The 12,470-nt window shown below is 61.2% G+C and carries 12 protein-coding genes; 3 read left to right on the top strand and 9 right to left on the bottom strand.

Features of this window, described 5'->3' with window-relative positions; translation table 11 throughout:
• The first annotated feature begins 97 nt into the window (after nt 1–97).
• A complete protein-coding gene (locus HOC_RS03255) occupies nt 98–1,219 on the top strand; it encodes a beta-ketoacyl-ACP synthase III (protein ID WP_035535955.1) in 1,122 nt (373 codons plus the stop codon).
• 20 nt (nt 1,220–1,239) lie between these two features.
• Here HOC_RS03255 and HOC_RS22080 read toward each other — a convergent pair whose 3' ends face one another.
• Nucleotides 1,240–1,389, bottom strand: coding sequence for a hypothetical protein (locus tag HOC_RS22080; RefSeq protein ID WP_155839227.1), 150 nt, complete (start codon nt 1,387–1,389; stop codon nt 1,240–1,242).
• 168 nt (nt 1,390–1,557) lie between these two features.
• Here HOC_RS22080 and HOC_RS03250 point away from each other — a divergent pair, with 168 nt between their 5' ends.
• A complete protein-coding gene (locus tag HOC_RS03250) occupies nt 1,558–2,193 on the top strand; it encodes a YfbR-like 5'-deoxynucleotidase (RefSeq protein ID WP_051624497.1) in 636 nt (211 codons plus the stop codon).
• A complete protein-coding gene (locus tag HOC_RS03245) occupies nt 2,190–3,134 on the top strand; it encodes an NUDIX hydrolase (RefSeq protein WP_035535849.1) in 945 nt (314 codons plus the stop codon). The genes HOC_RS03250 and HOC_RS03245 overlap by 4 nt, the downstream gene beginning before the upstream one ends.
• Here HOC_RS03245 and HOC_RS03240 read toward each other — a convergent pair whose 3' ends face one another.
• From HOC_RS03240 to HOC_RS03205, 8 genes are all read right to left on the bottom strand, one after another.
• The gene (locus HOC_RS03240; protein WP_051624480.1) at nt 3,135–4,529 is read right to left on the bottom strand and encodes a M16 family metallopeptidase; all 1,395 of its coding nucleotides are present in this window, start codon (nt 4,527–4,529) and stop codon (nt 3,135–3,137) included.
• Nucleotide 4,530: 1 nt separating this feature from the next.
• The gene (locus tag HOC_RS03235) at nt 4,531–5,886 is read right to left on the bottom strand and encodes a M16 family metallopeptidase (RefSeq protein ID WP_035535848.1); all 1,356 of its coding nucleotides are present in this window, start codon (nt 5,884–5,886) and stop codon (nt 4,531–4,533) included.
• 47 nt (nt 5,887–5,933) lie between these two features.
• Entirely contained in the window at nt 5,934–6,428 is a 495-nt protein-coding gene (locus tag HOC_RS03230; protein WP_051624479.1) for a DUF3035 domain-containing protein, read from the bottom strand.
• Between the two features lie 33 nt (nt 6,429–6,461).
• Complete coding sequence (gene lspA, locus HOC_RS03225) at nt 6,462–6,989, bottom strand: signal peptidase II (protein WP_051624478.1); 528 nt, start codon at nt 6,987–6,989, stop codon at nt 6,462–6,464.
• Nucleotides 6,990–7,189: 200 nt separating this feature from the next.
• Nucleotides 7,190–10,231 carry an isoleucine--tRNA ligase gene (ileS, locus tag HOC_RS03220; protein WP_035535847.1) on the bottom strand — a complete coding sequence of 1,014 codons (3,042 nt, stop codon included), beginning with the start codon at nt 10,229–10,231 and terminating at the stop codon, nt 7,190–7,192.
• Between the two features lie 207 nt (nt 10,232–10,438).
• Nucleotides 10,439–10,981 carry a type III secretion system chaperone family protein gene (locus HOC_RS03215; RefSeq protein WP_035535846.1) on the bottom strand — a complete coding sequence of 181 codons (543 nt, stop codon included), beginning with the start codon at nt 10,979–10,981 and terminating at the stop codon, nt 10,439–10,441.
• A gap of 68 nt (nt 10,982–11,049) precedes the next feature.
• A complete protein-coding gene (ribF, locus tag HOC_RS03210) occupies nt 11,050–11,988 on the bottom strand; it encodes a riboflavin biosynthesis protein RibF (protein WP_035535845.1) in 939 nt (312 codons plus the stop codon).
• Nucleotides 11,988–12,419 carry a MaoC family dehydratase gene (locus HOC_RS03205; RefSeq protein WP_035535844.1) on the bottom strand — a complete coding sequence of 144 codons (432 nt, stop codon included), beginning with the start codon at nt 12,417–12,419 and terminating at the stop codon, nt 11,988–11,990. The genes ribF and HOC_RS03205 overlap by 1 nt, the downstream gene beginning before the upstream one ends.
• Nucleotides 12,420–12,470 lie beyond the last annotated feature (51 nt).

The following is a 12,470-nucleotide window of genomic DNA, read 5'->3' as shown; positions in this document are numbered from 1 at the left end:
TGCACCTCTTCTCTCGACCAGCTGCGCAACGCGCGTTACAGCAAGTGCATCGAAATACATGAGGCGCGGATTCCGCCGCGCCCTTGCTGAGGGCAAGATGAAGACAGCAGTTATATCGGCGACAGGTCTCTGGACGCCCCCCGAATCGATTTCCAATGAAGAACTGGTCGCGAGCTACAACGCGTGGGCCGACAACTGGAACATCGCGTACGCCACCGACATCGCCGATGGCACCGTAGAGCCCAAGACCCATTCCTCGGTCGAGTTCATCGAGAAGGCATCGGGCATCAAGTCGCGCCACGTGATGGACAAGGAAGGCGTGCTGGATCCGGGCGTCATGGCCCCCCGCATTCCGGAACGCCCGAACGAGCAGATTTCCGTGATGGCCGAAATGGCCATTCATGCGGCCCGCCAAGCGCTCGAACGCGCTGGCCGCAAGCCGGAAGATGTCGACGCCGTCATCTGCGCCGCCTCAAACATGCAGCGCGCCTATCCGGCCATGGCCGTTGAAATCCAGGCCGCGCTTGGCTGCAGCGGCTTTGCCTTCGACATGAACGTCGCCTGCTCCTCCGCCACGTTCGGCATCCAGACAGCTGCTGACTTCATCCGCAGCGGCAGCGCGAAATCAGTGCTCATGGTCAATCCGGAAATATGTTCCGGCCACCTCAACTTCACCGACCGCGACAGCCATTTCATCTTCGGTGACGTCGCCACAGCCGTGCTCGTGGAAGAAGAGAGCATCGCACCGGCGGGTTACTGGAAAATCCTCGGCACGAAACTGAAGACCGAGTTCTCGAACAATATTCGCAACAATTTCGGCTTCCTGAACCGCGCTGCGCCGGAAGGCGTCGGTTCGCCGGACAAGCTGTTCGTGCAGGAAGGCCGCAAGGTTTTCCGCGAAGTCGTGCCCATGGTGGCGACAATGATCGGCGAACATCTCGGCGAGTTGAACATGTCAGGCGCAGACCTGCGCCGCATGTGGCTGCATCAGGCGAATGCCAACATGAACCGGCTGATCTCGTCAAAAGTGCTGGGTCGCGAAGCAACCGATGATGAAAGCCCGACCGTGCTCGACACCTATGCCAACACGTCGTCGGCCGGATCGATCATCGCTTTCCACAAGCATTCGGATGATTTCAAAGCAGGCGAGAAAGGCCTGATCTGCTCATTCGGCGCAGGCTATTCGGCAGGGACTGTATTGGTGGAAAAGACGGCCTGAGGCGCGAAGCCCCGGACGTACTATTCTTCCAGGTCTTCGGAGAACATGTCGCCCCAGAGGGCGCGGCGGCTGGCGCGAGCCGCTTCGACAACCATAATGATACAGCCCCCAAGCAGCACGCAGAATGGCAGTGTCTGGCCCGAAACGAACTGTGTCATCATGTCGATCATGTCTTGTCCTAGGTCTGGCCGCATCTGGCTGAGCGGTCTCTGTCCGGTGTGGTGCAACCCTTATGCCGGAAAGGCCTTAACACTGCATTCTTGGATCGAGGCGGAAATGGGGTCAGTTTGTAACCGTATCGCCTCCGTTTCTTTACCCTTGCTACCAATAGCTTAATGATGGCCCCGATGAGCACACCAGTGAAGCGTTCTGTTAAGCCTCCCCGCGTCTGGCAGCGCATGCTGTCAGGCCGCCGACTCGATCTTGCGCACCCCTCGCCGGTGGATGTGGAAATCGAGGACATTGCCCATGGCCTGGCCCGTGTTGCCCGCTGGAACGGTCAGACAAAGGGCGGACATGCCTTCTCCGTGGCCGAGCATTCCGTCATTGTGGAAAGCATCTGCCGCGAGCTGAACCCGGGCCTCAATCCGCGCGACTGCCTGACGGCCCTCTTGCATGACAGCCCGGAATACGTGATCGGCGACATGATCTCGCCCTTCAAGGCCCTGCTCGGCGAAAGCTACAAATCCATCGAAGCGCGCCTGCAGGAAGCCATCCACATCCGATTCGAACTCGTGCCTGTAACGCCGCAGCGCCTGAAGAAACTGATCAAGCGCGCCGACCTTATCTGCGCCTGGTTCGAGGCGGTCCAGCTCGCCGGTTTCTCCGAGGACGAATCAAACAAGCTGTTCGGCAAGCCGCCGGAAGGCATGCACCTGAAACTGAAGCCGCTCGCCGTGCCCGAAGCGCAGGAAGCTTTCCTTGCGCGCTACGACCAGTTGCATCATGACTTTGAAATGAGCCAGCGCCGATGACCCTTTCCGTCCTGATCGGCCTTTCTGCGGTCATGGTCGCCATTGATGATGGCAACCCACTTGTGCTGATCACAACCCGGGAGACGGGCGAAGACGCCCTGCCCTTCGGCCCGTTCGATCCTGAACGCCACCGCACGTTCGACCTGTCGCTGCGCGGCTGGGTGCGCGAGCAGACCGGCTTTGAACTCGGCTATGTCGAACAGCTCTATACGTTTGGCGACAAGGACCGTGACACGCCCGAGGCGACGCTGACAGATGCGCCCCCCGCCGCGCGGGTCATCTCCGTCGGCTATCTCGCGCTGATGCCGGATGCAGCGCCTACTGGCGCGGCGTTCGAGGCGCGCTGGCAGGGCTGGTATCGCTATTTCCCGTGGGAAGACCATCGCAATGGCCGCCCGTCCATGATCGATGGCGAGCTTGCGCCGCATCTTTACACATGGGCTGCCGGCAATCCGAAGCGGCTGGACCGTGCCCGTATCGCGTTCGGCCTCGATGGGGCCCGCTGGGTGGAAGAGCGCGTGCTGGAACGCTACGAGCTGCTTTATGAAGCCGGGCTGGTTGCCGAGTGCGCACGCGATGCCGGCCTGTCGAAGCCAGCCGTGACACTCGGCGCGCCGATGGCGTCAGACCATCACCGCATCCTCGCCACGGCTCTGTCGCGCCTGCGGGGCAAGATCAAGTATCGGCCTGTCGTGTTTGAATTGCTGACGGAGCGGTTCACGCTGTCATCGCTGCAACGCGCCGTGGAAGGCATTCTTGGCCTCTCCCTGCACACGCAGAACTTCCGCCGCGCGCTGGACAAGACCGGGCTGGTTGAGGGCACAGGCCGTCTTGAGACCGGAACGGGCGGGCGCCCGGCGGAGCTTTACGCTTTCCGCCGGGACTATGTCAGGGGCATCGCCGCCCCGGGCCTCGCGACGCCGCGCAAGACACCGGACTGACTATTCCACGCCTTCCGGCTCGCCGACCACGACATAGATGAAGTTCTCGGGGGAGAGATATTCCTTCGCCACCCGGTTCACATCGTCCAGCGTCACGGCATTCATGTTCGCATTGCGCGTATCGAAATAGTCGATGCCGAGATCCTGCTGGCGCACCGACATGATCTGGTCAGCAATCTTCGCATTGGAATCGAAGCCGAGCGCATATGAACCAGTGAGATAAGCCTTGGCGTCAGAGAGTTCCTCTTCCGTCATGCCATCGGCGACGAAAAGGTTCAGCTCGTCATGGATACCTGCCAGGAATTCGCCCGCGCTCTCGTTCTTGGTCTGGCCACCGCCAGTCCACGTGTCGAGATGGTCTGACGTGGAAAGCCCCGTGCTGACACCATAGGTCAGGCCCTTGTCGACGCGCAGCGTCTTCATCAGGCGGCTCTCGAAACCACCACCGCCAACTGTGTAGTTCAGCACATAGGCGGCGAAGAAATCCGGGTCGTGGCGCTCAAGGCCGGGCGCGGAAAACATCACGAGGCTTTGCGGTTGTGGCAGGTCAACAACGATGGGCTCGGCCGGTGGTGTGGGCAGCGTGATATCGGCGACAGGCGGCAGCTCGCTCGTTTCCGGCAGGCCACCAAGGGCCATGTCGATCATCGGGGCGAGTTCTTCCGGCGTCACCGCACCCACGGCGGTTACCAGGAGCCGGTCCTTGACCATCAGCTTGCGCATCTGTTCGCGCGCCAGCTCCGGCGTCAGGGCAGCAATACTCTCGACGCTGGTCTGACGGGCATACGGATGGCCGGGATAGAGCGCGTCGGTCATGGCCTTGCGAGCCAGCCAGCCAGCGCTCGTTTCGCGCTGCTTGATGCCGATGAGGTTCTCGCGCTGGAAGCGCTCGAACGGGCCCTCATCGAAACGCGGCTCATCAAAGGCTGTCGCGATCAGGCCCATCGCTTCTGGCGCATTTTCCTTCAGCATGGACGCCGAACAGCTTGTCCAGTCATTGCCGGTGGAGCAGCCGAAGCTCATGTTCAGCTCTTCCATCCGCGTCTGGAAGCCGAGCGAATCAAGATCGCCCGCGCCTTCATTCATGTTGTACACGACCGCATCGGACAGGCCTTCAAGACCTTCCGGATCAGACGTCTCGCCGCCCTTCCACGCCATCTCGACCGAGACAATCGGAATGGACGGCTCGGAGACGAGCCAGACGGATACGCCGCCCGGCGTCACAAATTGCTGGATCTCGACAAAGTCGCCCTTGTGGACATCCACCTTCATGGCCGGTTCGGCAGCAGGTGCCTCGACCAGTGTTTCCGGGGCCGCCTCGGTGACAGGAGCAGAGGCGCAGGCGGTGAGCACGAGCGCACTGGCGGCGCCCATCATCAGCTTAAGGTAGGTCATCTTACTGGTCTCCTTCGGCTGGAATGAGTTCCGCTTCGATATAGTGCCGATCCTCGCCAAACACGGTGCGAACGGCGGCCAGCGCCTCTTCGGTCGTGATCGACTTGATCGTGTCGGGATAGTTCAGGATGTCATCGATCGTGCCACCCAGTGCCAGCGTGGAGCCAAACGTGTTGGCCATGTTGGACTGGCTGTCGCGGGCATAGATTGCTTCAGCGGCAAGCGAATTGCGGGCGCGCTCGACTTCCTCATCGGTGAAGCCTTCCGCGAGTACCTTGCGGACTTCTGCCATCACGGCCGTGTCAAGTTCGTCCAGTGAAACTCCGTCGACCGGGCTCGCGCTGATCACTGCCGGGCCCTCATCGTGCAACGTCGTCCAGGCAAATGTACTGACATTGATGGCGATCTGCTCGTCCTCCACCAGCGCCTGATAGAGCCTGCTGGTCATGCCACCGCCCAGCACCGACAGGCCTACATCCAGCGCATAGGATTCGCGACGCTGACGCGACTCCGACAGGCCGCTGTAATAGCGGCTCCAGCTTGGCTGGCGCACTTTTGGGTCGGAATGAACGAGCAGCTTGTTCTCGGTCAGCAGCGGCACTGGGGCCCATTTGCGGGTGCCGTCGACCGTGCCCGTGGGCTCGATCTGACCATAGGTTTCCTCAGCAAGCGTGCGGACTTCATCTGTCGTCACGTCACCGGCGACGACGAGGATCGCGTTCTCGGGCGAATAGTATTTGTGGTAAAAGGCCATGCCATCGGCGGGCGAGAGCTTTGCCACTTCATCCATCTTGCCGATGACGGTGATCTCGTAAGGGTGGCCCTTCCAGAGTTCGGAGAGGACCTGTTCCTGCAGGATGGAGCCCGGATCATTGTCGATCCGCTGGCGGCGCTCTTCCTTGACGACATCACGCTCGGAGATGAATGGGCCTTTGGGATCATCATTGATCTTGAGGTTGCGCATACGCTCGGCCTCAAGCTCCATCATGGTTTTCAGCTGCGGCTTGGCCACGCGCTCGAAATAGGCGGTGTAATCCCAGCTGGTGAAGGCGTTGAGCTGTCCGCCATTGCGCTGGACGATCGTGGTGAACTCTTCGGGACCGAGATTCTCGGTCTCCTTGAACATGACGTGCTCGAACAGGTGGGCGAGGCCCGATTTGCCCGGCTCCTCGTCAACGGCGCCGACCTTGTACCAGACCATGTGCGTGACGACGGGCGCGCGATGATCCGGCACGACCACGACCTGCATGCCATTGTCGAGCGTGAAGGTCTCTGGTGTCCAGGCGGCGTCTTCCGCCGACGCGCCTCCGCAGAATAGAGCGACCGCGAGCAGCCCTCCGGTGATTATCCGTTTCATGGGCTACTCCCTCTGGTCGTCTCTTGCGCGCATCTATCAGTCTTGGATCAGGTTCCTGGCAGCTTCAGGCGAGCGCCTGGCTTGGCCTTGACGATCTCGATATCGCCGCCGCCGGTCGCATTGTCGGTGCTGACGGCTTCGATGTCTTCAACATTGTCCTTGCGCCAGAAGAGGATCTTGTCGACCACGCCAGTGGATTTGCGGATCGTCTTGGTCTCTTCATAGTCGACCTGCGCACGAACCATCGGGTTCACAGCATTGGCGCCAGCCGAAGCCACGAGCGCGCGCTCAGACTTGCTGGCATCTTTGCCGACAGTCGTGCCGAACGTAGTTGCCACCTCGGCGCGGGCCGTATCGACTTCAGCGGGCAGCGAGCCACCGGCTGGAGGCGGACGCAGTGCATATTCCGGCGGCACGATCAGTGGCGCCTTGGTAACCACACGAAACTCGTCAGGCGTACGCGTGCCGCCACCGCCGGATGTGCAGGCCGTGGTGGCCGCAAGGGCCGCGCCGGCCGCAATCAAAAGAACTGGTTTCATCATGATAGGGCGTCCTCGCCTCCGGTTGGCATCGGTTTAATTCTCATTTGCGGGCTTAGCCTGCTTTCGGCCCGACAGTAAGAACTGATCGACAAACAGCAAGACCGCACCAACACTAATCGCAGCATCGGCCACATTGAAGACCCACGGGAAATGCAGTGCGCCGGCGTCGATAAAGTCGACAACAGCGCCGAAACGCACCCGGTCGATCAGGTTGCCGAAGGCCCCGCCGACAACCATGGCCAGCGACAGTTTCAGCAGGCGGCCCTCTGCGCGCAGCAGCCAGACAAGAAAACCCAGCGCAATCAACAGCATGGCGGCGCTCAGCACCCAGCGCATCAGGCCTTCGGACTGCAGGAAGCCATAGCTCATGCCCCGGTTCCACAGCATGCTGAAGTCGATCGGCCCCGGCAGCGGAATACGGCCACACGGCACAGGCGCGTTAAGGCAGGCGAGCGCATTGAATTGCGGCTCGGACAGGATCAGCCACTTCGACACCTGGTCAGCCAGAATGACGACGGGCACCAGGGCCAGCGCCCAGATATTAGCCGGATTGAACTTCATGCCGAGCAGATTGCAGACCCCGCCCGGGCGATCAAGCGATTCTGTACACTTGGACCCCTCACCTCCCACTGCCTTCGGCAGCGGGCCCCTCCTCTCCCGCAAGCGGGAGAGGGGTTAAGTGGTTCAGAGCCGTCAAACTCCTCTCCCTCTGGGAGAGGAGGGGCCCATCGCGAAGCGATGGGAGGTGAGGGCTCCTCTGATCAGTCGTGCATCGCGTCCCAGGCCTTCACGGCCAGGGCATCACGGGGCGTGATGTCCGGGAAAGCCGGGTCAGCTTTGGCTGGATCGAAGTATTTCCAGCTGCGGCGGCACTTCACGCCGCTCGCCTTGACCGGATGCACAACAACGCCCGGCGTATCGTCGAGCGTGAACCCGCCGCCTTCGCTGGTCGAGGAATGCACCAGCTCTGCGCCAGACGTGATGAACAGGTCGCCCGCATTCTCGCCTTCGAAGGCCTTGATGAGGGATTCGTCGGCGATCAGCACACGCGGCGTGGATTCGAGCGAGGCGCCGATACGCTTCTCGCGGCGTTCGACTTCCAGCGCGCCGGTGACGACGCGGCGAACGGTGAAGATCTTCTCCCAGCGTGCGGCGAGGTCGGCATCGCGCCAGCCGACCGGCGTGTCGGGGAATTGCAGCAGGTGGACAGAGGCGACACTGCCCTTCAGGTGGCTTTCGAGAAAGGCCTCTTCCATCGTGAACGGCATGACGGGGGCGAGCCATGTCAGCAGGCGCTCCAGCACAGCGGCCATGACGGTGCGGGCCGCGCGGCGGCGATTGCCGAAATTGGCCGTGTCGCCGTCCCAGACTTCCTCTGTCTCGAAACGCGGATCGCAATAGAGGCTGTCCTTGCGTACGTCGAAATAGACGGCCGAAAGGTCGACGCCGCAGAAATTGATGAGCAGGCTCATCACCTTCTTGAAGTCGTAGACATCATAGGCCGCGCGCACCTGTTCATCGAGTTCAGACAGGCGGTGCAGCACCCAGCGCTCAAGGCCGGGCATCTTGCGCGCTTCGATGGCCTCAGCCTCGGTCCAGCCGTCGAGGGCGCCAAGCATGTAGCGCACTGTGTTGCGTAGCTTGCGGTAGGATTCGACCGAGCCCTTGATGATCTCGTCGGAGATGCGCAGGTCTTCTGTATAGTCACCGCTGGCCGTCCAGATGCGCAGGATCTCGATGCCGTATTGCTTGGCGATCTGTTCCGGCTCGATCGTGTTACCGATCGATTTCGACATTTTCTTGCCTTCGGAATCGACGATGAAGCCGTGCGTCAGCACCTGCTTGTAAGGCGCCATTCCGCGCGTTGCGCAGCATTCCAGCAGTGAGGACTGGAACCAGCCGCGGTGCTGGTCAGAGCCTTCCATGTAGAGGTCGGCCTGGCCGGTTTCGGCGTCGATGATGCCGCGCTCGCGCAGGGCGAAGGCGTGCGTCGTGCCGCTATCAAACCAGACGTCGAGAACGTCCGTCACCTTGTCCCAATCGTCGGCATTCAGGCCGTGCGCGCCGAGGAAACCCTCCTTCGGTGTGCTGAACCAGGCTTCGACGCCGCCAGCCGCGATGGCCGCCTTGATCGTCTCGTTGAGGGCCTGCGCCTGATCGGCAGGAAGCGCGGCCGTGTGCGGCTGGCCGCTCTTGTCGACGAAGATGGTGATCGGAACCCCCCAGTTGCGCTGACGGCTGATCAGCCAATCGGGCCGCCCTTCGACCATGGAGCGCAGGCGGTTACGGCCCACGGCGGGGAAGAATTCGGTCGCGTCGATGGCGGCGAGCGCGTTCTCGCGCAGCGACTTGCCGTTCGGGCCCGGCTTGTCCATCGAGATGAACCATTGCGGCGTGGCCCGGCGGATAACCGGCGCCTTGGAGCGCCACGAGTGCGCATCGCGGATTGTGGTGATGCCGCGCGCCAGCAGGTTGCCACTCTCGGCGAGTGCCGCGATGACTTCCTGATTGGCCTTACCTGGGTCGCCGCGCTTCTTGCCGCTGGTGCGGATGATATCCATGCCGCCAAAGCGCGGTACGTCCGGCGTGTAGCAGCCATCGGCATCGACGATCTGGCGGATGTCGGAGGCCTTGTGGCCGTTTGCCATGAAGACGTTGAAGTCATCCTCACCATGCGCCGGCGCCGTGTGCACGAAGCCCGTACCGGCATCGGCGGTGACATGGTCGCCAGCGAGCATCGGGATGGGGTGGTCGAAGAAGGGATCCATTTCAGAGAGCGGATGCGAAAGGCTTTCTACGGTTTCGGGCTTGAAAACAGACAATTCGCGCCATTCTTTGATCTTGGCTGCCTCTTTGACGTCTTCCGCCAAATTTTCCGCAATAATGAGTTTTTCCCCCACCCGCGCATACGGCGCAAAACCGAGTTCTTCCTCGGTCATAACGGACAATACCTCGTAGATATTGTAGGTAATACCGTAGCTAAAGCTCACGGCTTGGTTCGCTGGGATCGTCCAAGGTGTGGTCGTCCAGATCACAACGCTCGTATCATTCAGCAACTCGGAAAGTTGAGTATCCCTTGTTCCATCCGGGTTCCGCTTCTCAATGCCAAGCTTGTACGCCTTAACGGGAAACTTCACCCAGATCACCGGCACCTTACGGTCGTAATATTCCACTTCCGCTTCTGCGAGGGCTGTACGCTCGACCGGGCTCCACATGATCGGCTTGGCGCCGCGCACGAGGGCGCCCTGCATGGCCATGCGCAGGAATTCGGCAACGATGGTCGCCTCGCTCTCGAACTTCATGGTGAGGTAGGGATTGTCCCATTCGCCCTCAATGCCAAGCGCGCGGAATTCCTTGCCCTGGATCTCGACCCATTTTTCGGCATAGGCGCGGCAGGCGGCACGAAACTCGTCGCCCGGCACGTCATCCTTGCCGCGGTTTTTGGATCGGAATTCCTCTTCCACCTTCCACTCGATGGGCAGGCCATGGCAGTCCCAGCCCGGCAGATAGGCCGCGTCATGGCCCGTCATCTGGTGCGAACGCACGATGATGTCCTTGACGATCTTGTTCATCGCCGTGCCGAGGTGGATGTGGCCGTTCGCATAGGGCGGGCCGTCATGCAGGATCCACGGCTTGGCCCCGCGCGACTTCGCGTCGGCGCGCAGCCACTTGTAGAGGTTCATCTCGTCCCAGCGCTTGATCCATTCCGGTTCGCGCTGCGGCAGGCCGCCTCGCATCGGGAATTCGGTTGTCGGCAGGAACAGCGTGTCGCGGTAATCGCGGTCAGTCAGGGAATCGGTCATGGGATCAGTATGGCTTTTTGCGGTATCATAGGGGTTTGATACGGGTTTCCGATGGTTTTACCACGGGTTTCTGGATGGGTTCAGCAGCATGAATTCCCGGCTTCGCCCGCCCCGTCAAATCGGGTCAGTGCGCCGCCGGGCGTCTAATTCGAATGCTGTGTATCCGTGCCATGCTTTTCCGCCTAGCAGGCGGGGAAAGCCCTGTCACTATCGCAGGCCACCATAGGCGGAATCCGCCACCTGTGCAGAAGAGGTATCCGACAGTTCCTCTGTCAGTTTTTCGCACAGAACTTCAAAGACCTCGCCATTTTCCAGAAGGTTCGCCCAGGTCACGCCATGGTCAAGTATGACGTATCGCGAGACGTTCACCGTATCGGGAGCTGACTTGTAGATGGAAACGGCCGCATAGGCCTGGTCAATCGCGCTGACCTGCTCAACCGAGAGATCCGATTTGAAAACGGCAAGGAATTCAATGCCCCGGCAGTCCGTCCCGTCAGGATTGGCGCAGGCCGTGTAGACCCCAAACGACATGCCGTCCTTGCTGGTGGCGAACACATAAGGGGCCTGACGGTCATTGACGCCTGACGTCGTGTAATGCGCGCCCATATCATCCAGCAGCAGTTGAAGGTCACCTGTGCCCACCGAGCCGACGATCATATCGCGCGCGCGCACGCCAACAGTCGGCGCCTGCGCAACCGCAGCCAGCGGCACCGCAGCGCAAAGACATAGTGACAGGAGCGCTTTCTGCATATGAATCCCAACACCGGAGGGGTTTCAAAGTTCCGGAACAACTATCACTTATCCGGGTGAATCGGGCGCTAATTTGGCAGTGAGGAAGCCGCTTTCAGGCGAACGCGTGATTCGGCGGCGTCCTTGTGCATCTGGGCGATCATGTCATCGACACTGTCGAACTTCAGTTCCGGCCGCAGATAGGCCACCAGTTGGACCTCCAGCCACTTGCCATATAGGTCCTGATCGAAGTCGAAAATAAAGGTTTCCAGCAGTGGATCACGCAGGCCCGTGGTCGGCGTGCGGCCGAAATTGGCGACGCCGTCGCGCCAGTCCTGCTCGCCCTCGACGCGGGCCCGGACAGCATAGACGCCGTGGCGTGGGTGGATCAGGTCGTTGAGATGGATATTCGCCGTCGGGAAGCCGAATGTGCGGCCGTTCTTCTCGCCGGACTCGACAATGCCGTCAGCAATCCACCAGTCCCCAAGGATCTCAGCCGCCACTTGAGGCTCGCCGGCCATCAGGGCCTGACGGATGGCAGTGGAGGAGGCCTTGGCGCCAAATTCCAGCACTTCCTCGACCACGGAAACACCAAAGCCGAGGGCGCGGCCAAGGCTCGACAGGCGGGCCACATTGCCCATGCGGCCACGTCCAAAGCGGAAGTCAAAACCGACAGAGACGTGCGACACGCCCAGCCCCTCGACCAGGACCTGACGCACGAAGGCCTCGTCGGTCATCGCCGCCATCTCGCCATTGAAAGGCAGTTCGAAGACCGTATCGGCCCCTTCTGCGAGGATGAGCCTGTTACGACGCTCGGGCCTCAGGATGCGGAAAGGTGGGTCGTTGGGCCGGAAATAGGCGCGCGGTGGCGGCTCGAAGGTCGCCACTGACAGCTTGCCCTGGCCGGCCTTGCGCGCGGCTTCCATGACCGCGCGATGCCCGGCATGCAGACCATCGAAATTGCCCAGCGCCACGGACGCACCGCGCGCGCTGGCGGGCAACCCGCGATAGTCTGCAAAGATAGCCATCAGGCGTCTCGGCGCGGCGCAACCACTTCAGCTTCGCCGGTGATGACGCGCTTGTCGTCGACCGTGCATTCCACTTTCAGGGTCACCCGGTTGCCCCGGTCCTGCTTCTCCGCCACTTCGGCCCGCACGGTGACCGTATCGCCAATGTGCACAGGGCGTTTGAAGCGCATGGAGAGACCGATGAAGATCGCCCCAGGGCCCGGCAAATTGTTGCCGAGGATGCCGGAGATATAGCTCGCGGTCAGCGCGCCATGGGCAATGCGGCGACCGAACACGGTCTTGGCAGCGAACTCCTCGTTCATGTGCAGCGGGTTATAGTCGCCCGACACTTCCGCGAAACGCTGGATGTCGTTTTCGGAGATCGTGTGCACGGTTTCGTGCGACATGCCGATTTCCAGGTCTTCATACTTAAAGCCGGTGAATTCACTCATACGTCCGGATCTCCAATAATTGTCCGAGAAGTTCGATACACGGGGCAGATG

The organism is Hyphomonas oceanitis SCH89, assembly GCF_000685295.1.
Classification (GTDB): domain Bacteria; phylum Pseudomonadota; class Alphaproteobacteria; order Caulobacterales; family Hyphomonadaceae; genus Hyphomonas; species Hyphomonas oceanitis.
The sequence above is the reverse complement of the archived record's forward strand: the minus strand, read 5'-3'. Positions and strand labels throughout refer to the sequence as shown.

Excerpts from the sequence above, each read along its gene's own strand:
- HOC_RS03255 (WP_035535955.1), top strand. The coding sequence starts at position 98 with ATGAAGACAGCAGTTATATCGGCGACAGGTCTCTGGACGCCCCCCGAA.
- HOC_RS22080 (WP_155839227.1), bottom strand. The coding sequence starts at position 1,389 with ATGATCGACATGATGACACAGTTCGTTTCGGGCCAGACACTGCCATTC.
- HOC_RS03250 (WP_051624497.1), top strand. The coding sequence starts at position 1,558 with ATGGCCCCGATGAGCACACCAGTGAAGCGTTCTGTTAAGCCTCCCCGC.
- HOC_RS03245 (WP_035535849.1), top strand. The coding sequence starts at position 2,190 with ATGACCCTTTCCGTCCTGATCGGCCTTTCTGCGGTCATGGTCGCCATT.
- HOC_RS03240 (WP_051624480.1), bottom strand. The coding sequence starts at position 4,529 with ATGACCTACCTTAAGCTGATGATGGGCGCCGCCAGTGCGCTCGTGCTC.
- HOC_RS03235 (WP_035535848.1), bottom strand. The coding sequence starts at position 5,886 with ATGAAACGGATAATCACCGGAGGGCTGCTCGCGGTCGCTCTATTCTGC.
- HOC_RS03230 (WP_051624479.1), bottom strand. The coding sequence starts at position 6,428 with ATGATGAAACCAGTTCTTTTGATTGCGGCCGGCGCGGCCCTTGCGGCC.
- lspA (WP_051624478.1), bottom strand. The coding sequence starts at position 6,989 with ATGAAGTTCAATCCGGCTAATATCTGGGCGCTGGCCCTGGTGCCCGTC.
- ileS (WP_035535847.1), bottom strand. The coding sequence starts at position 10,231 with ATGACCGATTCCCTGACTGACCGCGATTACCGCGACACGCTGTTCCTG.
- HOC_RS03215 (WP_035535846.1), bottom strand. The coding sequence starts at position 10,981 with ATGCAGAAAGCGCTCCTGTCACTATGTCTTTGCGCTGCGGTGCCGCTG.
- ribF (WP_035535845.1), bottom strand. The coding sequence starts at position 11,988 with ATGGCTATCTTTGCAGACTATCGCGGGTTGCCCGCCAGCGCGCGCGGT.
- HOC_RS03205 (WP_035535844.1), bottom strand. The coding sequence starts at position 12,419 with ATGAGTGAATTCACCGGCTTTAAGTATGAAGACCTGGAAATCGGCATG.